Genomic DNA, 26,095 nt, shown 5'->3' on the forward strand with positions numbered 1-26,095 from the left:
GTGTTGACTTTGGGACTGGTATTTTTTCTGGGTTATCAATTGCACTTGAGTGATCTCCAGAAAACTTACGACACTGTTATTGCAAAAGAGAAAGAGCTGAAGGATCAATTCAGGGTTAAGGCTTTTCAGGCTGCGAATCTGGATGCTTACCGGGCCCAGATGAGAGAGATGGAGGCTTCATTTGGTGCGCTGGTAAAACAGTTACCGAGTGATACCGAGGTGCCCGGTTTACTGGAAGATATTACTTTTACCGGACGTGGTGCGGGTCTGACCTTTGATACCATCAAGTTGCAGCCGGAAAAAGCTACGGAGTTTTATATTGAGCTTCCTATCAGTATTTCGGTGAGTGGTAACTATCACGATATTGGCAATTTTGTCAGTGGTGTGGCTAGTTTGTCACGAATTGTGACGCTTCATGACTTTTCTATCACACCGGAAAAAAATGGGCAGATTCTTAAAATGGAGATTCTGGCCAGAACTTATCGCTACAACGACAAGGAGTCTGAGTAATGAAGTATTTACAAAGACTTATGATTGCTTCTGTCGGTGTTGCGTTGGTGGGTTGTTCCGGTAACAGTGGCTTCAATGATCTTGACCAGTTCATGGCCGAGATGAAGTCCAAGCCTACCGGAAGAATTGATCCGCTGCCCACTTTTACTCCCTACGAAGCATTTACTTATAGTGCTTCTGGTTTAAGAAGTCCCTTTGAGCCGCCAATTAAGTTGAAGGCCTCTGACCTGGCGCTCAGCAGTAATGTCAAACCGGACAATAGTCGGACCAGACAATATCTGGAACAGTTCGATATCGAAACCTTTGCCCTGGTGGGCTCTATCAGTAACGACGCTGGCCTTTGGGGGCTGATTCGTGGTGACGATGGTATTCACCGGGTCAGGGTGGGTGATTATCTGGGTAAAAACCACGGTCGAATCACTTACATTGATGACAGTGAACTGAGAATTGTCGAGATTGTGCCTGCGGGCTCTGACGTCTGGATTGAAAGACCCAGAAGCCTGAGGCTGGATCTTGGTCAACCCTGATCGTTAGACATGTATTTGCAAGGATAGTCCGATCAGTTTCGAAATGGATTTCCCGCTTTGCCATACATACCTCACAAGTTACGTCTCTTTTTGATGGCGGGCATACAAGGTATGGCTCTCATTATGGTGTTCGTTGAAATGCTCACTCTAATAAAGAGTTTCTATGGCTGTTATAACAAGGTAGGCGACATCGCCGCAGAAAACTGGATTTTTCTGATGTCATGCCGATTAGAACAACAATTCTAAAATGCTAAGTGGGTCAAGTAGATGAATAATAAGCCCGTTTTGAAAGCGAGCGCAGTACGAATGTTACTGTATGTGGTGTTGGCGTGGTTGCCGCTTTCTGTCTGGGGTGTAACACTCAAGAAAATGGACGCAGGTACCCTGCCAGGGGATATCGTAGAGCTGCGTCTGATGTTTGATGGTCCAGCACCTGAGGCCAAGGGCTACACAATAGAGCAGCCCCCCAGAATTTCTTTGGATCTGCCATTCACTCGCAGTGATCTGCCCAAGTATAACGAAGTTGGATTTCAGAACACAGAGAGTGTCACAGTGCTTGAAGCCGGGGGCAGAACCCGGCTCGTTGTTAATTTGAAAACAGCTGCTGGCTTTTCCACTAAAGCAGACGGCAACGTGCTTTATGTTTATGTAGGAGCAGAAGATTCCAATACCCGTTCTGCTCTTCCAACGGTGGCCAGTTCTGGTGCACCTCTGGCTGACCCTGCCAGTCATGGCATTACCCATATTGATTTCCAGAGGGGTGAAGAAGGTGAGGGTAATGTTGTCATTACGCTCGCAGATCCTAACATTCCTATGGATATGAATGAGCTGGGTGGTCGCATTCGTCTGGAGTTTCAGGGGAATGTACTGCCAGGCCGCTTACGCAACCGTCTGGACGTCATTGATTTCGCTACTCCCGTTAAATTCATTGATGCCAAGGTCGAAGACGGGAATGCGGTGATTGTGATTGAGCCCAAGGGGGATTACAGCTACCTTGCTTATCAGGCTGATAACACACTGACAGTGAGTGTTAAGCCGGTATCCAGTAAAGATTATGGTCGTGACCGTAAAGGTCTGGCCTATAAGGGTGACAAGTTGTCCCTGAATTTTCAGGATATCGAAGTGCGTGCTGTTCTTCAGTTGATTGCTGATTTTACTGATCTGAACCTGGTGGCTTCAGATACGGTCAGTGGTAATGTGACACTGCGTCTTCAGAATGTGCCCTGGGATCAGGCTCTGGACATCGTTCTTAAATCAAAAGGTCTGGACAAACGGCTTGAAGGTAATGTTCTGACCGTCGCTCCGGCCGAAGAGATTGCAGCCAGAGAGCGTCAGCAACTGGAGAATGACAAACAGATTCGCGAGCTGGCGCCTGTCTACACCGATCTTATTCAGATCAATTACGCTGATGCTTCAGAGATAGCAGAGGTTCTGGCGGGTGAAGGGGAAGAGACCAGTCTACTGACTGAGCGTGGCTCGGTTCAGGTAGTGGCCCGCACCAACAGTCTTCTGGTTAAAGATACTCAGGAAAAGCTGGATGAGCTGCGTGCCCTGATTCAGCGTCTTGATATTCCCGTCAGACAGGTGATGATTGAGGCTCGTATTGTCAATATGAACTCTGATTTTACCCGCGATCTGGGTGTAAAGTGGAGTGGAGCAACAGATCTGACATCGAATGACTCGAATCGGGCTATTGGTATTGGTGGCAGTGGCACTAACGCAGGAAATGACGGGGGCACACCTTCAGCCGGTGTGGGTAGCAACCCATTTATGGACTTTGGTGTAGGCGGAGCTAATGCCGCTACTCTGGCCATTGGCTTTGCAACCAATAGCACTATTTTGAACCTTGAGTTATCTGCCATCTTGTCTGATGGTGGAGGAGAAACGGTTTCTCAGCCAAAAGTGATAACCGCAGACAAGACTAAAGCAGTGATCAAATCGGGTAAGGAAATTCCTTACGAAGAGAAAACATCCAGCGGTGCAACTTCTGTAGCCTTCAAGGATGCGGTGCTTTCCCTTGAGGTCACACCGCAGATCACTCCTGAGGGCAGTATTATTATGGATGTGACGGTCACCAATGACTCTCAGGGTACTGATGCGCCAAATGGAGTACCTACCATCAATAAAAATGAAGTGAGTACTCAGGTGCTGGTCAGAGATGGTGAAACGGTTGTTCTGGGTGGGGTCTTCACTCAGGAGAAGAAAAATGGGACGGTTAAAGTACCTGTGTTGGGTGATATTCCTTATGTAGGACGACTATTCAGAAAAGATACCAGCTCAGATGAAAAAGCCGAGCTGATGATTTTTATCACGCCTCGAGTGATCAGCGACAATTTTACCCTCCGTTAATTCTCCCATCCCGGAAGGCTAAGACCTTCCGGGATCACTTCCAAAAAAATGCCCTATAATGGACTCCGCACTGATAGAGGAATCTTGTTATGGATGGCCGCTCCAATCAACTGTTCGACTCTGATTATTACCAGTGGGTGCAGCAACAGAAAAAACTTCTGGAAAACCGTCAGTTTGATCAGCTTGACCTGGATAATCTCATTGAGGAAGTTGGGGAAATGGGTAAAAGTGAGCGAAACAGCTTTGAGTCCCATCTGATTATCCTGTTGCTCCATCTGCTCAAATACGATTATCAGCTCAGGGTTCTGCAAGACCCCTGGGTGCAGGACAAAGTCATTCATACCTGGCTGCCCAGCATCACTAACCCAAGGATTGAGATTAAGACGTTGCTCAGAAAAAGTCCTTATTTGAACAAGATCAAGGATGAAGCACTGGCTGAAGCGTATTTCTATGCAAGAAAAGATGCTGTGCAAGAGCTGAACAAGTACATTCGCTCAGAAGGCAAAAGGTTGGACAAGAACAGCTTTCCAAAAGAGTGTCCCTGGTCTTTTGATCAGGTGATGGAGATAAACTGGTTGCCAGAATAAACGGCGCATTTGGAGGAAAAGGATATGGTTAACGCTTCCGGTAATCAGTACGACACAGATTACTTTGGCTGGGTTCAGCAACAGAAAAAACTTCTGGAAAACCGTCAGTTTGATGAGCTTGACCTGGATAATCTCATTGAGGAAGTTGAGGGTATGGGTAAGAGTGAGCCAAGGTCGCTGGAGTCTCATCTGGTGGTTTTGTTGCAACACTTACTGAAGTATCAGTATCAGACCTATATCCTGAACCCTCATATGCCCGAGCCCAAAGTGTTCCGATCCTGGTTTGGGCGTATTCGCAATGCCAGGGACGATGCTGGCAAAGTATTGCTTGCTAATCCATCACTAAAGTCTCGATTGGATGAGCTGTATGTCTCGGCCTACAGAGAAGGCAAGAAGCGTGCAATAAGAGAGATGAATGACTATCTGCCAAAACAAAACTGGCTGACTGATGATAGTTATCCGGAGAGTTGCCCTTGGTCATTTGAAGAGATCATGACAGAAGAGTGGCTGCCTTGAATTGTCTATGAATTGAGCCATGCGTTCATTTGACAAAAAACGGGGGTGAAAGCTCCCGTTTTTTGTTGTCAGCATGACTCAGGATGCGCTAGGCTCAGCCTCACACGCAGGCAGGAAGTCGGGCTAACAAAGACAATGCCATTGAGAAATATATATCTGGTAGGCCCTATGGGGGCCGGTAAAAGTACGATCGGGCGAATGTTGGCCAAAGAGCTGGGGCTGCCTTTTTTTGATTCAGATCATGAGGTTGAGGCGCGCAGTGGTGCTGAAATTCCCTGGATTTTTGATGTCGAGGGCGAAGAGGGCTTTCGGCAGCGTGAAATACAGGTAATACAGGATCTTTGTTCCAGGCAGGGTATTGTTCTTGCGACGGGGGGTGGAGCTGTGACCCGACTGGAAAATCGCCAGCAGTTGGGTACCAATGGGGTGGTTGTTTTTCTCAAGGCATCAGTAGCAGCACAATTGGTCAGAACTGAGAAAGACAAGAAAAGACCCTTGTTGCAGAGATCTGATCGTGAGGAAGTGCTGACGCAGCTGTTGAATGAGAGAGCGCCACTCTATTCCAGTATTGCCGATGTCGAGCTGGATACAGAGTTACTATCACCTAAAGCACTGATCAACGAAATCATCCGAACCGTTGGCAAATTGCCGTAAGCAAAGAAAAAGCCTTTGGATTAGTTAATCAATAAAGGTTTTCAGAAAGAGAGAGACGTTTGATGCAGGAGTCGGACATCCTTGAACTGAATGTGGATCTGGGTGAGAGAAGCTACCCCATCTATATTGGTTCAGGCCTTTATGCGGGTGCAGCCAGACCCGGGTTGCTCAAGCCCTATATCAAGGGGCAGCAAGTGGCTATTGTCACTAACGAAACCATTGCTCCTCTCTATTTGGACAAGGTGCGTAGCCTGCTGGAGGGCTTTGACCTGTTGGAAGTCACGCTACCTGATGGAGAAGCGTTTAAGAATCTGAGCACACTTGAAAAAGTGTTTGACGGCTTGCTTAAAGCTCGTCATACCCGTAAAACCACATTGATCGCTCTGGGTGGTGGTGTGGTGGGTGATATGACAGGCTTTGCAGCAGCAGCCTATCAGCGTGGCGTTGATTTTATTCAGATTCCAACCACTCTGCTGTCCCAGGTAGATTCTTCTGTTGGCGGGAAAACCGGCGTTAATCATCCGTTGGGCAAAAATATGATTGGTGCTTTCCATCAACCCAATGTTGTCCTCATCGATACAGACTCTTTGAATACACTCCCTGACCGGGAGTTTTCCGCTGGCGTTGCCGAAGTGATCAAATACGGCCTGATATGTGATGAATCGTTCTATCAGTGGCTGCAAGCAAATATTGAGCGAATCATGGCGAGGGATCAGAAGGCGCTGACTTATGCGATTCATCGTTCGTGCTCTGACAAAGCCCGGGTGGTGGCAGAAGATGAAAAAGAGTCTGGGCTCAGAGCGATTTTAAATCTGGGCCACACCTTCGGACATGCTATTGAAACGCACACGGGTTATGGCGAATGGCTGCATGGTGAGGCGGTTGCTGTCGGTATGGTGATGGCTGCTGAACTCTCCTGCCGACTGGGTCAGATTACCAGAGAAGAACTACAGGGGGTCGTGGCTATGCTCAAAGCCGCACATCTGCCGGTAGAGCCTCCTGAGGGCATGTCACCCGGTCGCTTTATTGAACTGATGTCTGTCGACAAAAAAGTGCTGGATGGAAAGTTGAGGCTAGTGCTTTTAGAGCAGATCGGTAAAGCGGTTGTGACAGACCAGTTTGACCGGGTTGTGCTTAATAAGATGCTGAATGAGGTGTGCAGAATATAGAGCTTATTGCTTATTGTTCTTTTTGTGTATTTGTGATCGAGGGGTTGGCCGTGTAAAATGGTCAGCCCCTCGTCTTTTGTGGCGAGATTGAATGTCTGCAACTTCGACCTGTTTTTCATGAAGTAGTAGTAGGGAGTACACTCTTTTTTTGTACTCTTTTTTGAATTAAAATCCATAAAAACGAATAAATATTCTTTGGTTGTGGTTGTCCTGCAAGACAACCGCTACAACCTGAGCCATAAATGCAGCCAGCATCACAGTGTCAAGACAGCAGCGGGATGTGGGAGAGCTGCATTTTTACAGAATAAAGTGCCTTGGACAAAATGAGAACAACGATCGTCCGGGAGTCTGAGCGAGCAGGTTTCCAGAGTGACAGAAGTTTCAAGGTTTATAATAACTGACGATGAGAGAGTGCTTATGAAACCAGGTCTGTATAATCCTGAGGAGTTCAGGGATAACTGTGGTTTCGGGCTGATTGCCCACATGGAAGGAGAGAAGAGTCATAATCTCCTGACAACCGCGATTGAAGCACTTACCTGCATGACGCACCGTGGTGGTATTGCTGCAGATGGTAAAACAGGCGACGGTTGTGGCTTGTTGATTCAGACACCTGATACCTTCTTCCGCACTGTCGTTAAAGAGCAACTGGGTAAAGATCTTCCAGCCCGTTACGCTGTGGGGATGCTATTCCTGAGTCAGGATGAATCCGTCGCCGATCATGCCAGAAAAAAACTCGAAGCTGAACTGGAAAAGAAAAACCTGGTAGTGCTTGGCTGGCGAAAGGTGCCGGTCAATAGTGAGTGTCTTGGCCCTATTGCTTTGGATCAGCTACCCGTTATTGAACAGGTGTTTGTAGGTCATCAGGGCGAGTTGGAGGAAGCCGAGTTTTCAGCCCGTCTTTATATGGCCCGTCGCTTCACCAATATGGCGCTTGAGCAGGATCAGGACTTTTATATCTGTTCCCTGTCTACTCAGGTCGTGACCTACAAAGGTCTGATGATGCCTGTAGATCTGGCTAACTTTTATCAAGATCTGGGTGACCCCCGGTTTGAAACCGCAATCTGTGTATTCCATCAGCGTTTCTCTACAAACACCATGCCACGCTGGAAGTTGGCTCAGCCTTTCCGTCTCTTGGCTCATAATGGTGAAATTAACACCATCACCGGTAACAGAAACTGGTCACAGGCTCGTCGAAACAAATTCAAATCTGAGCTTCTGCCCGATCTGGATCAGATCTCTCCTCTGGTCAACCGAACCGGGTCCGATTCATCCAGCCTCGACAACATGCTTGAAATTCTGGTAACCGGTGGTGTTGATCTGTACCGGGCTATCCGAATGCTGGTTCCGCCTGCCTGGCAGAATGTTGATACCATGGATCCCGGTCTCAGGGCATTTTATGAATTCAACTCCATGCACATGGAGCCCTGGGATGGTCCTGCTGGTCTGGTGCTTACCGACGGTCGTCGTGCTGTTTGTGCACTGGATCGCAATGGTCTGCGCCCTTCCCGCTGGGTTATTACTAAAAACGGCTATCTGACCGTTGCTTCTGAAGTGGGTGTTTATGATTATCAGCCTGAAGATGTGGTGGCCAAAGGTCGTGTTGGTCCGGGTGAAGTTCTGGCCATTGATGTTGAGTCAGGCGAATTGCTTCAGGCCCATGATATTGATGAGCAGCTGAAGACTCGACAGCCTTATAAGAAGTGGTTGAAACAGAATGCTTATCGTATCCGTTCCCGATTCAGGGATGAAGATCACAAAATTGAGCATCTGGATTCAGAACTACTGAAGGTTCATCAGAAGATGTTCTCAGTGACTTTTGAAGAGCGTGATCAGGTGATCCGTCCTCTGGCTGAGAGCGGACAGGAAGCGGTAGGCTCAATGGGCGACGATACGCCAATGGCGGTATTGTCAGGTCGTGTGCGTTCCGTGTATGACTACTTCAGGCAGCAGTTTGCCCAAGTCACGAATCCACCTATCGATCCTCTGCGTGAAGCGATCGTTATGTCCCTGGAAACCTGTCTGGGACGTGAGAAAAATATATTTGAAGAGACCCCTGAACATGCTGGTCGTGTGGTACTCAAATCGCCAGTGCTGTCGACGACCAAATTCCTGAATCTGATCAATGCTCATCATCAGCATGATGACCTTGATGTGGCTTACATCGACATCAATTACAAGCCTGAAGAAGGTTTAAGGTCGGCTATAGAGCGCATTTGTGCTCAGGCAGAGCAGGCTGTAAGAGACGGCAAGGCACTGATTCATCTGAGTGATCGGGATATCAATGATGAAAAGCTGCCTGTGCATGCGGCTATGGCTACAGGCGCAGTTCATCACAGACTGATTGATACGGGCCTGCGATCCGATGCCAATATACTGGTAGAAACAGCCACCGCCAGAGATTCTCATCAGTTCGCGGTATTGCTGGGCTTCGGTGCTACGGCTATTTATCCCTACCTGTCTTACGAAATTATTCATGACCAGATTCGCTCCGGAGAGGTTCTGGCGGATCCTCTGGATGCCTACAAAGCTTATCGCAAGGGCATCGATAAAGGGCTGTTGAAGATTCTCTCCAAGATGGGGATCTCTACCATTGCTTCCTATCGTGCTGCGCAGCTGTTCGAAGCCATTGGTCTCTCTTCTGAAGTCGTTGACCTGTGTTTCAAGGGTGTTCAGAGTCGTATTGAAGGAGCTGGTTTTGATGCGATTCAGCAAGATCAGCAGTTACTCTCTGAAACCGCCTGGAAGAAGAGGAAGCCCATTCAGCAGGGTGGCCTTCTTAAATATGTGCACGACAGTGAGTATCACGCATTCAATCCTGACGTCGTTCAGCAGCTTCAGAAAGCAGTGTCCACAGGTGATTATGAAGAGTTTCGTCGTTACTCCAAACTGGTAAACGAAAGGCCGGTTGCTACCTTGCGTGATCTGATGGGCCTCAAAAAGGCCGATAAAGCTCTGGCTATCGATGAAGTTGAACCTGCTACCCATATTCTCAAACGATTCGACTCTGCAGCTATGAGTCTTGGCGCCCTGTCTCCGGAAGCCCATGAAGCTCTGGCTGAAGCGATGAACCGTCTGGGCGGTCGTTCCAACTCAGGTGAAGGGGGTGAGGACGAAGCACGCTTTGGCACTAACCGGGTTTCTAAAATAAAGCAGATTGCCTCTGGTCGTTTTGGTGTGACGCCCCACTACCTGGTCAATGCGGATGTTCTGCAAATTAAAGTGGCACAGGGTGCCAAGCCAGGTGAAGGGGGGCAGCTGCCGGGTGGCAAGGTGAACAAGCTGATTGCCCGATTGCGTTATTCGGTACCTGGTGTGACACTGATTTCACCGCCACCGCACCATGATATCTATTCGATTGAAGATCTGGCTCAGCTGATTTTCGACTTAAAACAGGTGAACCCTGATGCGCTGGTCTCCGTAAAACTGGTATCAGAGCCCGGTGTCGGCACCATCGCTGCGGGTGTTGCCAAGGCATATGCTGATCTCATTACCATCTCTGGTTACGACGGAGGCACTGCTGCCAGTCCCTTGACGTCTATCAGATATGCAGGTTCTCCTTGGGAGCTGGGTCTGACAGAGGCTCATCAGGCACTGAGAGCGAACGATTTGCGCGGAAAGGTTCGTCTTCAGACCGATGGTGGCATCAAAACAGGCCTTGATGTCGTAAAAGCCGCCATTCTGGGTGCTGAAAGTTATGGTTTTGGTACCACACCGATGGTTGCTATGGGATGTAAGTACCTCAGAATCTGCCACCTGAACAACTGTGCAACCGGCGTCGCAACTCAGGACCAGCATCTGAGAGAAAATCACTTCATCGGCACGGTTGAGATGATCATGAACTTCTTCACTTTTGTGGCTGAAGAGGTTCGTGAGTGGTTGTCCGTGTTGGGAGCTAAAAGTCTTGGAGACGTCATTGGCCGAACAGAGTTGCTGGAGCTGCTTCCTGGTGATACAGACAAGCAAAAAGGCCTCGATTTGACACCCATTGTCCACAACGATCTGATTCCCGAAGACAAGCCTCATACCTGTCAGGTTGAGCGTAACCCTTCCTATGACAAGGGTGAGTTAGCAGAGGTAATGGTTAAAGCCTGTCTACCCGCTATCGAAAGTGGCGAGGGAGGCGAGTTTGAGTTCACGGTGGGCAACTGTGACCGTTCAATTGGTGCCAGATTGTCGGGTGAGATTGCCAAACGTCATGGTAATCAGGGGATGGCAGAGAGTCCGGTTAAGCTCAACCTGAAAGGTACTGCCGGACAGAGCTTTGGTGTCTGGAATGCGGGCGGTCTGGATATGCGTCTGGAAGGGGATGCTAATGACTACGTGGGTAAAGGCATGACAGGCGGCAACCTGATTATCCGTCCGCCCCGGGGGAGTGCTTTCAATTCTAACGAAACCTCTATCATCGGTAACACCTCTCTTTATGGCGCTACCGGTGGACGCCTTCTGGCCGCTGGCCGTGCCGGTGAGCGTCTTGGTGTTCGGAACTCCGGGGCTACTGCCATTGTCGAAGGTGCAGGGGACCACTGTTGTGAGTACATGACAGGTGGTCTGGTGGTGGTACTGGGCGAAACAGGACACAACTTTGGTGCCGGTATGACCGGTGGCTTTGCCTACGTGCTAGATCTGAAACGTAACTTTGTTGATCGTTATAATCACGAACTGGTAGATATTCACCGAATTGATACCGAATCCATGGAGGACTATCAGTCTCACCTGATGGGTCTTCTGGATGAGTATGTAAAAGAGACAGGCAGTGAATGGGGGCGTGAACTTCAGGAGGAGTTTTACGACTATCGGGGTCGTTTCTGGCTGGTGAAGCCAAAGGCGGCCAGTTTGGACTCATTGCTGGCGAGTACACGTGGGCGTCCCGAGTAGGGTGCTTGCAACCGCTTGCAAGAAAAGTCTTTAGAACAGCCATGTGCGCTGCAGCCAAGAGATGGTAATAAGCAGCATATGCAGCAGCGGCATGAGCGTTATAAAAACAATCAGCGAATGAGGTCAAATTCATGTCACAGTTTAACAACCGACTTAACAATCATTTTCAATTTGTCGAAGTAGGAAGAGAAGATCCGGAAAAAAAGGCCCTACAGGTTCGCAAGAATGATTTTGTAGAGATCTATGAGTCCTACAGTGAAAAACAGGCTAAGCAGCAATCTCATCGCTGCCTTGCCTGCGGTAACCCTTATTGTGAATGGAAGTGCCCTGTGCACAACTACATTCCGGACTGGTTGAAGCTGGTTTCAGAGGGTAATTTATTTGAGGCCGCTGAGCTTTCTCATCAGACCAATAGTCTGCCAGAGGTCTGTGGTCGTGTATGTCCACAGGACCGACTCTGTGAGGGTGCCTGCACCCTGAATGACGGGTTTGGTGCTGTAACCATTGGCGCTACTGAAAAATATATTACCGATACGGCGCTGGCCCTGGGTTGGCGACCGGATATGTCCAAGGTGGTGTGGACAGATAAAAAAGTAGCCGTGATCGGTGCTGGTCCTGCGGGTCTGGGCTGTGCAGACGTGCTGGTCAGAAACGGTGTAAAACCTGTTGTATTTGATAAAAACCCGGAAATTGGTGGTCTGCTGACGTTTGGTATCCCTGAGTTCAAGCTTGAGAAATCAGTGATGTCCCGTCGTCGTGAAGTGTTCACGGAAATGGGTGTTGAATTCAGGCTGAATACTGAAATCGGTAAAGATGTCCTGATGGAAGATCTGATGGCAGAATACGATGCCGTATTTATGGGCATGGGAACCTACACCTACATGAAAGGGGGGTTCCCGGGTGAAGACCTTCCTGGCGTTCATGATGCTCTGCCATTCCTGATTTCCAGCGTGAATCGCAACCTGGGTTTTGAAAAGAAAGCGTCTGATTTCATCGGCATGAAAGGAAAACGTGTCGTGGTTCTCGGTGGCGGTGACACGGCCATGGACTGTAACCGTACTTCCATCCGTCAGGGGGCTGAGTCGGTCGCTTGTGCCTATCGCCGTGATGAAGAGAATATGCCGGGCTCGCGACGTGAAGTCGCTAATGCCAGACAGGAAGGTGTCAAGTTCCTGTTCAATCGTCAGCCTGTTGAGATTGTCGGTAACGGTAAGGTAGAAGGTGTCAAAGTTATCACCACCAAGCTGGGTGAGCCTGATGAGCAAGGGCGTCGTCGTCCTGAGCCGGTTCCGGGCAGTGAGGAAATATTAGAAGCCGACGCGGTATTGATTGCTTTTGGATTTCGTCCAAGTCCTGCTGACTGGTTCGGGTCCCATGATATTCAACTGAATGAGTGGGGTGGAGTCGTTGCGCCTGAGCAGGCCAGGTATAAGTTTCAGACTTCCAATCCTAAAGTTTTCGCCGGTGGGGATATGGTTCGTGGTTCTGATCTGGTGGTTACAGCAATTTGGGAAGGTCGTCAGGCGGCTGAGGGCATTATGGACTATCTGGATGTTTGATCCTGCAGAGAGCTTATCAGGATGAATGTTCTCGAGCAGTGGAAGATTGTCATTAGGGGGGGGAATGAGTATTCTCCCCCTTTTATTTTCTAACATCGTAGCTTTTTCGGTTTGGGCAGACTCTAAGCGCTTGCCCGGATCTTCTTACGGCTTATTGCATTGTTCCTGAATTCTGGAAACCCCATGACCGAGCTGAAAAATGATCGCTTACTGAGGGCTCTGCTGAGAGAGCCTGTTGATGTCACCCCCGTATGGATGATGCGTCAGGCTGGACGTTATTTGCCTGAATATCGGGAGCTTAGGAGCAAAGCGGGTGATTTTATGTCGCTTTGTATGAATCCTGAGCTGGCTTGTGAAGTAACCATTCAGCCACTGGTGCGTTTCGACCTGGATGCGGCCATTCTTTTTTCAGATATCCTCACCATCCCGGATGCAATGGGCTTGGGGTTGTATTTTGAGACGGGAGAAGGCCCGAGGTTTAAAAAGCCCATTCGAACAGCGAGCGATGTTGAAGCACTGTCTGTTCCGGATCCCGAAAAGGATCTGGGCTATGTCATGGATGCGTTACGCACTATCCGCTCCGAGCTCAATGGTCGTGTGCCTCTGATTGGTTTTTCCGGCAGTCCGTGGACTCTGGCTACCTACATGGTTGAGGGGGGGAGCAGTAAAGATTTTCGTCGTATAAAAGCGATGATGTTTGATCAACCCCAGGTGTTGTCTCAATTGCTGGATGTACTGGCAGACTCTGTGACACATTATCTGAATGCCCAGATTAAAGCAGGAGCTCAGGCCGTCCAGATCTTTGATACCTGGGGTGGGGCGCTTTCTCCTGAGTGCTATAGAGCATTTTCCTTAAAGTACATGGAGAAGATTGTTTCAGGTTTGATCAGAGAACATGAGGGTAGAAAGGTGCCCGTCATTCTTTTCACCAAAAATGGTGGTCAGTGGCTCGAATCTATGGCCGCAACCGGTGCGGATGCTCTGGGCCTGGATTGGACGACCGATATTTCTGATGCACGTCGTCGTGTAGGGGATAAGGTCGCGTTGCAGGGAAATATGGACCCATCGGTTCTCTATGCATCATCAGAGCGCATAAGAGAAGAAGTGGCTAAAATTCTCAGAGGTTTCGGACCGGGTGAGGGTCACGTCTTCAATCTGGGGCACGGCATTCATCAGTTTGTCGAACCTGATCGTGCAAGAGCCTTTGTCGATGCGGTCCACGAACTGTCAGTCCGATACCATGCACAATAATTGACCGTATTCGTCAGCCTGATGTCTTCTGGCATCAGGCTGTCTCATTCTTATCCTGATGGGGTTCTCCCAGAACCTGTGAAATTGTCTTCTTGAGCGTTTTGGATTCAGTGGGTTTGGTCAGGAATTGACTGATCCTCAATCTATCCGCATGTTGTTTTCCTGGTGGGTTTGTAGCACCGGTGAGCATGATGATTTTTGGGATCTCCATCTGACTCTCTTCCTGGAGTCTTTCAGCCATTTGGATGCCATTCATACCCGGCATATGGTGGTCAAGTATGATCACGTCGAAGGCTCTTCCCAGGTAGGCTTCGTTGCGAATCATAGCCAGCGCTTCCCGACCGTCTTCAGCATCCAGTGTATTGATGCCCATCAGTGCACATTGTTGGGCCAGAACCTGTCTACAGGTTTTATTGTCATCAACAATCAGTGCCTTGATATTTTTGTGATAGAAAAGCGGTTGTTCATCCCGACGAATGGCGTTTGTTGTTTGTTGTTTATGTGGAATGGCAAACCAGATATGCGTGTTGCCCTGATTCATGATGCCAAAGTGCCCGGACATGGCTTCAATTAATTGGATGGTAATGTAAAGATGTATGCTGATGTTGGCCTGTTTTTTCGCTTCAGAGTAACTGAGTCCACTGATGTTACCCGGAAGGTTCAGAGCTTGTTTCCCCTGACTGTAACTGATCTGATAAAGAATGTAGCCGTCTTTACTTTCATTCTGCCTGTTCGGTTCTGAGTCTGGCAGCTGGGCGTTCTGACTGACGGAAATCATTATTTCACTGTTTTTTGTTTGGCGAAAGATATGAATCAGGGCGCCTTCTAAAATGAGTGATAGCTGACGTGTATCTGTTTCACTGATATCCGGGACATCAGGGTGCACAAAGCTGATCAGTTCAGTATTCAGTTGCTCTGCCCGTAACCGGAATTTAATGAGGCAGTCGTTCAGAAACTCATTGATATCGTAGGGTTTGATCTCAAGGCTGGCTTCGTTTTGCTCAAGTTTCCAGGCTTCAGAAAGCAGGTTGATCAGATTGCTGAGCTCGTTGCCTGCATATCTCAGGGTTTCAACATAGTTTTCCTGTTTGGGGGTCAGCTGTGTGCTTCGGAGTAGTTCAGACATCCCCAGTACGCCATTTAAAGGTGTTCTGAGTTCATGGCCCAAAGCGTTAAATAGACTCTTATCTTTTGTCATTTGGGTTTTGGATGCCGGGCTGAGTGGTGGTTCCTGTGCGAGCTTTGCTCCCTTTGGCAGACGTCTCTGGTAACCAAAATAAAAGCTGGAGGCAAGAATGGTTAACGAAGTTGCTTGAAGCAGCATCCAAGTGGCGGCAGTGGGGTTATAATCGAAAACGCCCAGAATAGCCAGTGAGGCTAACAGGTGGACAAGGGCATAAGGGGTGGTAATCCAGGCAGGAATCTTCAGTGCACCGGGTACTCTGACGAACAGGCTGCAATACCAGATGATCTGAGTCGTCAGCAGATTGATTATCAGGCTGTGCTCCAGTGAAGCAGAGGCGCCTGTCAAAGTAAGTATCAGTAATGATGTCGAGATGATGGAGAGCGTGTTAAAACAGTAGATGAGTTTAACGCTCTCTCCCGCCAAACTGGTGCGAGCTAATTGACTGAGCAGAATGGTTCCAACGATCAGTGAAACGTTCATCATCAGGTTTTGCAGCCATCCTGACTCGAACTTGCTGATATGAAATAACCCCTGCCAGCTTATCAAAAATATCGTGCCCATAAAGCAGAAGCCGGCCAGATAGATATGAGCCTTCTGATGAAATTTAAACCCGTTAATGGCATTCATAATCATCATGACGAAAAACAGAGCCAGCAGCCAACCGCTTTGCCAGTGAGTGAATGCCAGATCGCTGAGAACTGCACTGGGAGACTTCAGAGAGGCGTGTAGGTTGCCTGAGGCGCTTGCGGGTATCTCAATAAATAAATCCAGTGTTTTATCCACAAAGGGCATCAGATTATAAAGATAAACATTGCTGCCGGGCTGTCGTCTATCTGGAAGTTGCCTGTAATGTTTTGGGCCTGAAATATACGCAGTTAGCGATACGCCGGGTGGTGGTTGAAGCCAGAGAATGGGTATAGGCTTAACGTTGATGTCTTTGGGCAGTGAGATCTTGATCCAGGCTGTGCCTTTCTGGCTGGTGAAGTAAAGGCTTTTCCTCTGCCAGGGAGCAAAACGAAACAAGTAATCCAGATCATTGATCTGATCTAAATCGAGTGAACTTTCCGGATCAATGAAAATTCTGGAGAAAGGCTCAAGATTGATGGAAACTTTTTGAGGCTGCTGATGAGTGATCTGATCAAGGCTGAATACTTTCGCACTGTAGGTGGTAGCCAGAACCATTAGTAATACTGCTCTTATCCACAACCCAACCTTGATACGAAGGCGCGACATCGACTCTGTGCCTGAGGAGGGGTGGGGGGCAATCGATAACAGGCGGTTGAATACAGCGCACATAATATTTATTGAAAATTCCATTTTTCGATTGGTAGTGAGTATACCCTAAGCTGGCTTGCGGAAAAGTGGAATCGTTGCAATTTTATATAACTTTACTTTGAAGGTTTTTGTGCTCTGGAGATAGAAGCTTTATGAGTTTTTTATTCTATTGTTCGGTGGACGCTAGTTTAGATGGGGTGAAGTGTGATCAGCTGATGGAGCGGGTAGGCTGTTCGCTCCATCTGAAAAGCATCAAATACTTAATGTTCTCTGGCTATAGCGCGATAGCCAATGTCTGTCCTGAAGTAAGCATTATCCCACTGAATTTTTGAGGAGGCCTGATAGGCTTTGTCCTGCGCTTCGCTGACGCTGCTGCCCAGAGCCGTGACACAGAGTACGCGACCGCCATAGGTCACTACTTGTTCTCCCCTTAACTGAGTGCCGGCGTGAAACACTTTGCAGTCTGTTGAGTTGGCTTTCTCAATACCAGTGATGATGTCGCCTTTGTGGTACTTTTCCGGGTAGCCACCTGCGGCCATAACAACGCCAAGTGCGGTTCTTTCATCCCACTGGGCCTGGATTTGATCCAGCTTTCCTGTTGCGCCAGCCAGACAAAGTTCAGTCAGACTGGATTGCAGACGCATCATAATGGGCTGGGTTTCAGGGTCACCGAAACGACAGTTGAATTCCAGTACTTTTGGTGTGCCTTTGTCGTCAATCATCAGGCCTGCGTAAAGAAAACCCTTGTAGGTGTTACCTTCGGCAGCCATACCTTTCACGGTGGGAATGATCACTTCCTCCATTGCGCGCTCATGAATGCTCTGAGTCACTACCGGTGCCGGCGAGTATGCACCCATACCACCCGTGTTAGGGCCTTTGTCACCGTTATCCCTGGCTTTATGATCCTGGCTGGTCACCAGAGGTAGAATGTTTTTGCCATCCACCATAACAATAAAGCTGGCTTCTTCTCCTTGAAGGAATTCTTCGATAACCACCCGGTGTCCTGCTTCACCAAAGGCGTTGCCAGCCAGCATGTCATCAATGGCAGCAAGTGCCTGTTCTTCTGTGTCAGCAAGAATGACGCCTTTGCCAGCCGCCAGTCCGTCCGCTTTTACGACAACAGGGGTGCCTTTCTCACGGACATAGGCTTTGGCCTGATCAATGTCAGTGAAGGTTTGATAGTCGGCAGTAGGGATTTTGTGGCGAGCCAGGAAGTCTTTGGTGAAAGCCTTCGAGCCTTCCAGTTGTGCAGCACCTTGAGTGGGGCCGAAAATAGTGAGGTTGGCTTCTTCAAAGCGGTCAACAATACCGGCCACCAGAGGGGCTTCAGGGCCAACAATGGTAAGGTCGATGTTTTCTTCGCTGGCGAATTCAACCAGTTTATCGAGTTCAAGAACATCAATGCTGATGTTGGTTATGCCTTGCTCAAGAGCTGTTCCTGCGTTTCCAGGTGCCACAAAAACCTGTCCTACCTTGTCGTCTTGAGCTGCTTTCCAGGCGAGCGCATGTTCGCGTCCGCCACTGCCGATGATGAGTACTTTCATAGGTTTGCCTGTCCCCGGGGAGTCTGTTTGTGGTGGATAGCCAGTGTCTGTTATTGGTCGTAGATCGAGTGAAAAAAGAGACACATTCTGTGTCTCTTGTCAGCGATCAGTGACGAAAATGTCTGACGCCTGTGAATACCATGGCAATGCCGACCTCGTTGGCGGCATCAATCACTTCTTGATCTCGCATGGAGCCGCCTGGCTGGATGACAGCGGTAATTCCGGCACTGGCGGCTGCATCAATGCCATCCCTGAATGGGAAGAAGGCGTCTGATGCCATTACAGATCCGCGGACTTCCAGATTTTCGTCGGCTGCCTTGATGCCGGCAATTCGAGCACTGTAAACCCGGCTCATCTGACCTGCACCTATACCGATGGTTTGATGATCCCTGGCGTAGACGATCGCATTCGACTTGACAAACTTACCCACTTTCCAGGCGAAAAGCAGATCGTCCAGTTCTGCTTCAGTGGGTGTTCTCTCTGTAACTGATTTCAGTTCCAGGGTGCTGGTTACCTTGATGTCGCTGTCTTGAACCAGCAGTCCGCCATTGACTCGTTTGAAATCCAGAAAATGTTCTGTTGTCTCTGGTAGTGTGCCGCAACACAGTAGCCGGATATTCTTTTTGTTCTGAAGAATGATTTCTGCTTCGCTGTCGACTTCCGGAGCAATGATGACTTCTACAAACTGACGATCAATGATGGCGTTGGCAGTGACTGCATCGAGTTTTCTGTTAAACGCTATGATGCCACCAAAGGCGGATGTGGGGTCGGTTGTGTAGGCTCTGTTATAAGCCTCAAAGATGTCAGCGCCGATGGCTACACCACATGGGTTGGCATGTTTGACGATGACACAGGCAGCAGATTCAAAGGATTTGACACATTCCAGAGCCGCATCGGTGTCAGCAATATTATTGAAAGAGAGTGCCTTGCCCTGAATCTTCTGAGCACTGGAAACAGTGCCCGAAGGAGCAGGATCTTCTACATAGAAAGCGGCTTTCTGATGGGGGTTCTCGCCATAACGCATGTCCTGTACTTTTTTGTACTGACGGTTAAAAGTTCGAGGAAAGGCTTCTGGTTCTTCGTTATCGCCCGTCAATGTTCCGAGATAGTTGGCAATAGCACCATCATACTGAGCAGTATGCTCAAAGGCCTTTACTGCAAGATCAAAACGAGTCGCTGCAGAAACAGAGCCGTTGTTCTCACCAAGCTCGGAGAGCACCCGGGTGTAGTCTTTTGCATCGACGACAATCGTGGTGTCCCTGTGGTTTTTGGCAGCAGCACGAACCATGGTGGGGCCACCAATGTCAATGTTCTCGATCGCCATCTCCAGTGTGCAGTCCTCACGGGTCACTGTCTGCTCGAAGGGGTAGAGGTTGACGACGACCAGATCGATTGGCTTGATACCGTGCTCTGTCATGACGGCTTCGTCCTGACCGGAGCGACCCAGAATGCCTCCGTGAACTTTGGGGTGCAGGGTTTTGACTCTGCCGTCCATCATTTCCGGAAAGCCAGTGTAACTGGAGATTTCCACAGCGGGAATATCGTGCTCAACCAGCAGATTGTACGTGCCGCCCGTGGAGAGGATTTCTACTGAGCGCTGATGCAGTGCACGTGCAAATTCCACTATCCCGGTTTTATCTGAGACACTGATCAGGGCTCTTCGAAGGGGAGGCTGTTCGAAATCGTTTGCCATCATTCCTTTACTCACTGAAAAATCGTTGCCTGAAAAGCTGACTGATTCTAGCCGGATTTGAGCTTCTTCGCAGCATCCGATTCTCGGAAATAGTGGGAAATACAAAAATAATGTTGCTACCTCGAACTGAAGTACAGGTTATTACAAAGCTATTGATCTTCAAAAAGATCTGGGTTTTGTTTTTATATGGGTTGTAAAGACGGGAGGTAGATAAAGTCGTATTCATGTCACAGATCATAATACGACTTTAGAGGCAGGGAGGTTACAAAAGGTCGTATTGCTTGAGTTTCTTTCTTAGTGTGCCACGGTTCAAACCAAGCAGGACTGAAGCTCTGGTCTGGTTACCCTTGACGTACGTCATAACGGTTTCCAGAAGGGGGGCTTCTACTTCAGAAAGGACCATCTGGTATACATCGGTTACTTCCTGACCATCCAGATGGCTGAAGTAGTTGTTCATTGCTTTCTCAACACTGTCGCGGAGTGTCTGCGTTTCACTCTCGATAGGGCTGGTTAGTGTCTGTCCATGGACAGAGGGTTTATCAGTAATAATATGAGGTGCCGTCATGCTGCAATATCCTTGTGATGACTTAAGGTTTGAAAGTACTCCAGTATGCAGTTTTCTTGTTCTTCTGCAGACTCTAGATTGTTGAATTGTTTGCGAAGTCTTGATCCGGATGGGCTGGCCTGCAGGTACCAGCCAACGTGTTTTCTGGCTATGCGCACGCCTTGGGTTTCACCATAAAACTCGTGAAGTGCAGCAAGGTGACCCAGTAGAATGGACTGGATCTCTTTGTGTTCCGGCGCTGGCAGCTGTTTACCCTGTTCAAGGTAGTGGTTAATCTCCCTGAATATCCAGGGTCTTCCCTGGGCTGCACGTCCCACCATGACGGCGTCTGCGCCTGTGATGTCCAATACCGCTTTTGCTTTCTCGGGAGAAGTAATATCGCCATTGGCTATCACTGGAATCTCCATGGATTCACAAATTCGGGCAATGGTCTCGTATTCAGCCTCACCCTTATACATACACTGGCGGGTTCTACCATGAACGGCCAGAGCGGATATACCAAAGTCCTGTGCCATCAAGGCAATGTCGAGGCCGTTTTTGTTTTCAGGACACCAGCCGGTCCGTGTCTTTAGAGTGACCGGGATATCAACCGCCTGAACCACTGACTTCAATATTTGCTTTACCAGTTCAGGTTCTCTCATCAGAGCGGAGCCAGCCGCTTTGTTGCAGACTTTTTTTGCAGGGCAGCCCATGTTGATATCAATGATTTGGGCGCCCCGTTCCTGGTTTAGACGAGCCGCAACAGCCATTTGTTCCGGGTCACTGCCTGCAATCTGAACAGAGCGAGGTTGAAACTCTTCGGCGTGATGATCCATTCTCAGTCGAGACTTTCGTGTGTTCCAGAGTTTTGGGTTGCTGGTCACCATTTCTGAGACGGCCATACCCGCTCCCATTCTCAGACACAGTTGCCTGAATGGGCGATCTGTTACTCCGGCCATGGGGGCCAGGATAACCGGACTTTGAATAGTGTATGGACCTATCTTTAACAAAGTGGTTTGCCTCAATCCAGCGTTGCTACTGTCCAGAGCGTGATAAAAATCCTCTAAGGTGATTTAAATGACTGCTCGGGATCATGAAAAAAGCAAGAGGTCGATCTTGCGGGGTTTTCAAAGATTTATACGACTTTCAGTGTCTCTTTGTGGGAGATCAGGCAGGCGTAATCGCATATAATACTCTGTACAATTTTTAGACGAAAGGGTGTTTTATTGTGGGCTCTGACTGGAACAGCACTCATCTTCACGAGCAGTTATTACCACGTACCGGTGTCCTGTTGCGAAATATGACCTTTCAAAGACGGTGTATAGTGACTTTTGTGAAAAGTACCGCAAGTAATAATTTAGGTGATCTAAGTGATTTTTGATCTCGATTAAATACCTATAGATTTGCGATATCTACTTATTGCAATTGCTCGGTTACGGTTTGTGGATGCACTTGCCGGTAAAACACCATAGAGACTCGATTTATAGGGCTTTCGCTTCTGCCAGTCTTTTAATTGGCAGGTAAAAAATACAGCTGATAGTTGGTAGCTCCATTGCCGGGATCAACGATTTCCATACTGAGCCTTATGGGGTGTCCGCTGGGTATCTCTCTGGATCCAGCCAGTGCACCGCCCAGATACTCCTTCGGGCGAAACCGTCTACTGGCTTCGGGTTGGCCATTAATGTCAGTAAATGTTAACTCAAGCAGGGGCCAGGGTTGCGGAAACGTGGCTTCATTGATGATCACTGAGTCTACTACCAGACCTTCGCTTCGCTCGGGGTGGCTACGGATGTGCAGTTGCAGGCTTTTGATGGCGTTAACATCTACCAATGCCGGAAGGGAGCAGTTCAGATATTGACAGCTTAAAGTGTATGCTGGTCTCAAACGTGGGTCGAGTGAAAGCTGATCTCTGTTAAACCATGCGTACTGTCCAGCAAGCGATACAGAAAAAATCAGGATCAGAGTGACCCAGCCCATTACTCTCAGGGAACTTCTTCCTGATTCTTCATCAACCTCAACGTGCTCCTTATTCAAAGTATCCAGAAAAGAATGGAATGGGGGCTCTTCTTCAGGCGTCGTTTCGACGGCTCTTAAAGTGCTTTCTTCAGGCTTGCTATCCTGAGTCGTGTTTTTCTCTGCTACTTTGTCATGTCGGGTCGATTGTTTTTCAGCCGGTTTGTCTTTCGGCTTCTTCTGGAGCGGTTTTTCCGGAGCAGCTTTATTGGGCATGTTTGATAGGGCATCAAACACCTCAAGACAGGAACCGCATCGAACCGAACCACTGGCGGCTCGTAATTGCGCCTGGGTCACCTTAAAGGAGGTCTGGCATTTTGGGCAGCGGGTGATTCGAGAGCCTTTCATGAAGCCTGTATGCGTTACTGTCTTGATTGAGTGTGGATTATTAGATCAAAGAGCTACAAAGGATGTCCACAGCCCGAAAGATAAAATCTTCCGGGATCTTGTCTGAAATCAGTCTGATATCAAAAAATATTGCATCTTTTTATGGTTATTACTTCCGGGTTCCGGTCACCAGGATCCAGTCTTCGTTCTGTACAACTGGTCCCAGGTCAAACCATTCAGAGTAGGTGCTGACGATACTGCTTTTCTGTTCTGAGAGAATGCCGGATAAAGTGATTTTTCCGCCACCTTTGAGATAGCTCGCCAATGTGGGGGCGAGTTCTACCAGTGGGCCTGCGAGTATGTTGGCTATGACGACGTCTGCTTTATTTTTCGGGACTTGTTCGGGCAGATATACTTTCAGTTTTTCCGGGGCGATCCCGTTCCTCTCAGCATTATCGATAGTAGCTTCCAGTGCCTGAGGATCAAGATCCACACCTGTGACTGTTTTGGCACCCAGCAATAGTGCTGCAATCGCCAGAATGCCGGACCCACATCCGTAGTCGATAACCGATTGGTTTTCGAAATTTTCCTGCTTTTCCAGCCATTCAAGGCACAGGGCTGTGGTTGGGTGAGTGCCTGTTCCAAAAGCCAGACCGGGGTCGAGCATCAGGTTTATAGCATCAGGTTCTGGAATCTCTTTCCAACTGGGGCAAACCCAGAGTTTTGTGCCAAATCGCATGGGCACAAAATGGGTCATCCACTCTCTTTCCCAATCCTTGTCTTCCACAATTTCAATCTTGTGGCCCGGAAATGGGTTTTGTTGGTATTGAGACTGTAAGTGCTCTACTACAGCGTCCATATCTGTATGGGCATCGAAGAGGCCAATGACAAGGGTGTGTTGCCACAGCGGTGTGCTGCCTGGCTCAGGTTCGAACAATGGCTGATCTTTACCATCCTGAAGGGTTACAGCACTGGCTCCAGCTTCCAAAAGCAGGTCTTCCAGTTCTTCAGCATGGTCGGAAGAGGTGTCTAGTTTGATTTGTATCCAGGGCATGGGTATGGACTTACTGATTAGGGGAGGGAGGCAGGATAAGTATCCGCCGGATCGGACACATTCTAGCTGATTGAAGGACTGGGACAAGAGGTATTATGAAAGAAGAGGGGGTAAGCTCTCCGAAAGCAGCTTTCAGAGAGCTTTGGAAGCAGAATCAGTCCTCTTCAAGCTTCTTTTCCAGATAATGGATGCTGACGCCTCCTTTCTGGAAGTTTTTGTCCTTCACCAGATCCTGATGCAGTGGAATATTCGTACGAATACCATCCACAACGGCTTCATCCAATGCGTTTCTCATTCTAAAAAGAGCGGTTTCACGATCTGGGCCATAGGTGATTATCTTGGCTATCAGAGAGTCATAGTAAGGTGGAATGCTGTAGCCACTGTAGAGATGCGAATCTACCCGAACACCATTACCACCGGGTGAATGGAACTGGTTGACCAAACCCGGGGAAGGCATAAAGGTTTTGGGGTCTTCTGCATTGATACGGCATTCAAAAGCATGTCCCTGAAGTTCAACTTCTTCCTGAGTAATGCTCAAAGGCAGGCCACTGGCGATGCGAATCTGCTCTCTGACGATATCTATGCCAGAAATCATTTCTGTTACAGGGTGTTCAACCTGCACACGGGTGTTCATCTCGATGAAGTAGAACCGGCCATCTTCATACAGGAATTCGAAGGTACCTGCCCCGGTATAGCCAATTTCAATACAGGCCTTGGTACAGGCCGCTGCTACGGTAGCTCTGGCATCTTCATCAATGCCGGGTGCAGGCGCTTCTTCAATGACTTTCTGGTGACGGCGCTGCAAAGAACAGTCACGATCCCCCAGATGTATAGCATTGCCGTGGCTGTCCGATAGTACCTGGAATTCAACATGACGAGGATTTTCAAGGAATTTCTCCAGGTAGACTACGTCATTGTTGAAGGCTGCCTTAGCTTCAGACTGGGTCAAGTTGATGGCATCCAGAAGATCAGACTCGCTGTGAACGACTCGCATACCGCGACCACCGCCACCACCTGATGCTTTGATAATCACCGGGTAACCAATGCAGCGAGCAATGTTTAGTGTGCGTTCGTCATCGTCTGTGATGGGACCATCAGAGCCAGGAACGGTTGGCACACCGGCTTCTTTCATGGCGGCAATTGCGGATACTTTGTCACCCATCAGGCGAATAACGTCAGGCGCAGGGCCTATAAAGGTGAATCCGCTGCGTTCTACCTGCTCGGCAAAATCGGCATTTTCTGATAGAAAGCCGTAGCCAGGGTGAATACCGTTAGCGTCAGTCACTTCCGCAGCACTGATAATAGCAGGGATATTCAGGTAGCTTTCAGTAGGGCTGTTGGGACCAATGCAGACTGACTCGTCAGCCAGACGCACGTGCATCAGGCTTGCATCAGCCTTGGAGTGCACAGCTACGGTTTTAATGCCGAGTTCTTTACAGGCCCGCAACACCCTCAGAGCTATTTCGCCCCGGTTGGCGATTACGATTTTATCCAGCATGACATCTGTCTCAGGCAATGGTAAACAGGGGCTGGTCGTATTCAACGGGCTGCCCGTTTTCAACCAGAATAGCTTCGATGGTACCTGATTTGTCGGCCTTGATCTGGTTCATCATCTTCATGGCTTCGACAATGCAGAGAACATCACCTTCCTTAACCTGTTGTCCCAGTTCAACAAAAACCGGTGAGCTGGGTGAGGATGCTGTGTAGAAAGTACCGACCATTGGAGATTTTACATAGTGACCGGACAGTTGGGGCTTGGTTTCTGACGTCGGGGCTGTTGCCGGGGTTTCAGAGGCCGCTGCCACAGGCACTGGAGTCGTTGCAGGAATAAACTGTGGAGCAGCGACTGAGGCTACTGGAGCATTCTGGGAATAACGGCTGATGCGAACAGATTCTTCACCTTCGTGAATTTCCAGCTCATCAATTCCAGACTCTTCCAGAAGCTCAATGAGCTTTTTTACTTTTCGGATGTCCATCGTCACTCTCAAATGCTGTTGGACAGGGAGAAACTGTCCCGTGGTTAATTGGATGTATTCATTGGCGCACTCAATCATGCAGCCTTGATTGTTTTTACTGTGAAAATCATTTTATTCCCTAAACAGAAGAAGTGATTTTCTGTAGTCGGCCTTAAAGCTTTCAGTCATGTTGGCTTTTCAGAAGAGCGCCCTGCTGATGGAGCCTGTCAAGATCAGCCTCAAGACTTCTGACTGAGCAGGTCAATAGCATAGGCCAGACCAAACTCATAGCCCTTTGGTCCGACTCCAGCGATCACGCCTTCCGCCACATCACTGAAATAGGAGTGATGCCGGAAAGCTTCCCGTCGATGGATATTGGACAAGTGGACTTCAATAAAGGGAATGGCAACACCCAGCAGGGCATCTCTGATAGCAACGCTGGTATGAGTGTAAGCAGCCATGATTGATGTTTATGCGGACTGGTGTGTTTCCTGCAGGGCTATGGAA

General features: G+C 48.7%; 19 protein-coding genes and 1 pseudogene. 10 read left to right on the forward strand and 10 right to left on the reverse strand.

Annotated features, from left to right (window positions below; genetic code table 11):
• From KDK16_RS09115 to hemE, 10 genes are all read left to right on the forward strand, one after another.
• Window positions 1-510, forward strand: a 510-nt coding sequence (locus KDK16_RS09115) for a type 4a pilus biogenesis protein PilO (protein WP_257275714.1), incomplete at its 5' end; no start/stop codon positions are given.
• Window positions 510-1,037: a pilus assembly protein PilP gene (locus tag KDK16_RS09120; protein ID WP_257275715.1), complete on the forward strand. Its 528-nt coding sequence runs from the start codon at window positions 510-512 to the stop codon at window positions 1,035-1,037. The genes KDK16_RS09115 and KDK16_RS09120, both read left to right, overlap by 1 nt.
• Before the next feature lie 267 nt (window positions 1,038-1,304).
• Complete coding sequence (locus KDK16_RS09125) at window positions 1,305-3,386, forward strand: type IV pilus secretin PilQ (RefSeq protein WP_257275716.1); 2,082 nt, start codon at window positions 1,305-1,307, stop codon at window positions 3,384-3,386.
• 89 nt (window positions 3,387-3,475) lie between these two features.
• Window positions 3,476-3,973 carry a DUF29 domain-containing protein gene (locus tag KDK16_RS09130; protein WP_257275717.1) on the forward strand — a complete coding sequence of 166 codons (498 nt, stop codon included), beginning with the start codon at window positions 3,476-3,478 and terminating at the stop codon, window positions 3,971-3,973.
• 24 nt (window positions 3,974-3,997) lie between these two features.
• Window positions 3,998-4,489: a DUF29 domain-containing protein gene (locus KDK16_RS09135; RefSeq protein WP_257275718.1), complete on the forward strand. Its 492-nt coding sequence runs from the start codon at window positions 3,998-4,000 to the stop codon at window positions 4,487-4,489.
• A 135-nt stretch (window positions 4,490-4,624) separates the two neighbouring features.
• On the forward strand, window positions 4,625-5,143 hold the full coding sequence (gene aroK, locus KDK16_RS09140; RefSeq protein WP_257275719.1) for a shikimate kinase AroK: 519 nt from the start codon (window positions 4,625-4,627) through the stop codon (window positions 5,141-5,143).
• 77 nt (window positions 5,144-5,220) lie between these two features.
• Window positions 5,221-6,312, forward strand: coding sequence for a 3-dehydroquinate synthase (gene aroB / locus KDK16_RS09145; RefSeq protein WP_257275732.1), 1,092 nt, complete (start codon window positions 5,221-5,223; stop codon window positions 6,310-6,312).
• Between the two features lie 417 nt (window positions 6,313-6,729).
• Window positions 6,730-11,187, forward strand: coding sequence for a glutamate synthase large subunit (gltB, locus tag KDK16_RS09150; protein WP_257275721.1), 4,458 nt, complete (start codon window positions 6,730-6,732; stop codon window positions 11,185-11,187).
• Between the two features lie 131 nt (window positions 11,188-11,318).
• The gene (locus tag KDK16_RS09155; protein ID WP_257275722.1) at window positions 11,319-12,746 is read left to right on the forward strand and encodes an FAD-dependent oxidoreductase; all 1,428 of its coding nucleotides are present in this window, start codon (window positions 11,319-11,321) and stop codon (window positions 12,744-12,746) included.
• A 183-nt stretch (window positions 12,747-12,929) separates the two neighbouring features.
• Window positions 12,930-13,997, forward strand: coding sequence for a uroporphyrinogen decarboxylase (gene hemE, locus KDK16_RS09160; protein ID WP_257275723.1), 1,068 nt, complete (start codon window positions 12,930-12,932; stop codon window positions 13,995-13,997).
• 34 nt (window positions 13,998-14,031) lie between these two features.
• Here hemE and KDK16_RS09165 read toward each other — a convergent pair whose 3' ends face one another.
• The 10 genes and pseudogenes from KDK16_RS09165 to KDK16_RS09210 form a co-directional block, all read right to left on the reverse strand.
• On the reverse strand, window positions 14,032-16,416 hold the full coding sequence (locus tag KDK16_RS09165; protein WP_257275724.1) for a response regulator: 2,385 nt from the start codon (window positions 16,414-16,416) through the stop codon (window positions 14,032-14,034).
• Window positions 16,417-16,718: 302 nt separating this feature from the next.
• A complete protein-coding gene (purD, locus tag KDK16_RS09170; protein WP_257275725.1) occupies window positions 16,719-18,002 on the reverse strand; it encodes a phosphoribosylamine--glycine ligase in 1,284 nt (427 codons plus the stop codon).
• A 106-nt stretch (window positions 18,003-18,108) separates the two neighbouring features.
• Window positions 18,109-19,695, reverse strand: a complete 1,587-nt coding sequence (purH, locus tag KDK16_RS09175; RefSeq protein WP_257275733.1) for a bifunctional phosphoribosylaminoimidazolecarboxamide formyltransferase/IMP cyclohydrolase — start codon at window positions 19,693-19,695, stop codon at window positions 18,109-18,111.
• A 262-nt stretch (window positions 19,696-19,957) separates the two neighbouring features.
• On the reverse strand, window positions 19,958-20,260 hold the full coding sequence (gene fis / locus KDK16_RS09180; protein ID WP_257275726.1) for a DNA-binding transcriptional regulator Fis: 303 nt from the start codon (window positions 20,258-20,260) through the stop codon (window positions 19,958-19,960).
• The gene (gene dusB, locus KDK16_RS09185) at window positions 20,257-21,198 is read right to left on the reverse strand and encodes a tRNA dihydrouridine synthase DusB (RefSeq protein ID WP_373690665.1); all 942 of its coding nucleotides are present in this window, start codon (window positions 21,196-21,198) and stop codon (window positions 20,257-20,259) included. The genes fis and dusB overlap by 4 nt, the downstream gene beginning before the upstream one ends.
• A 550-nt stretch (window positions 21,199-21,748) precedes the next feature.
• The gene (locus KDK16_RS09190; RefSeq protein ID WP_257275728.1) at window positions 21,749-22,600 is read right to left on the reverse strand and encodes a DUF3426 domain-containing protein; all 852 of its coding nucleotides are present in this window, start codon (window positions 22,598-22,600) and stop codon (window positions 21,749-21,751) included.
• A gap of 148 nt (window positions 22,601-22,748) precedes the next feature.
• A complete protein-coding gene (prmA, locus tag KDK16_RS09195) occupies window positions 22,749-23,633 on the reverse strand; it encodes a 50S ribosomal protein L11 methyltransferase (RefSeq protein WP_257275729.1) in 885 nt (294 codons plus the stop codon).
• A 154-nt stretch (window positions 23,634-23,787) separates the two neighbouring features.
• Window positions 23,788-25,131: an acetyl-CoA carboxylase biotin carboxylase subunit gene (gene accC, locus KDK16_RS09200; protein ID WP_257275730.1), complete on the reverse strand. Its 1,344-nt coding sequence runs from the start codon at window positions 25,129-25,131 to the stop codon at window positions 23,788-23,790.
• Window positions 25,132-25,141: 10 nt separating this feature from the next.
• A complete protein-coding gene (gene accB, locus KDK16_RS09205) occupies window positions 25,142-25,609 on the reverse strand; it encodes an acetyl-CoA carboxylase biotin carboxyl carrier protein (RefSeq protein ID WP_257275731.1) in 468 nt (155 codons plus the stop codon).
• A 218-nt stretch (window positions 25,610-25,827) separates the two neighbouring features.
• Window positions 25,828-26,046, reverse strand: a pseudogene (locus KDK16_RS09210) (type II 3-dehydroquinate dehydratase); the annotation flags it as partial.
• Window positions 26,047-26,095 lie beyond the last annotated feature (49 nt).

It is taken from the genome of Endozoicomonas sp. SESOKO4 (assembly GCF_024606275.1).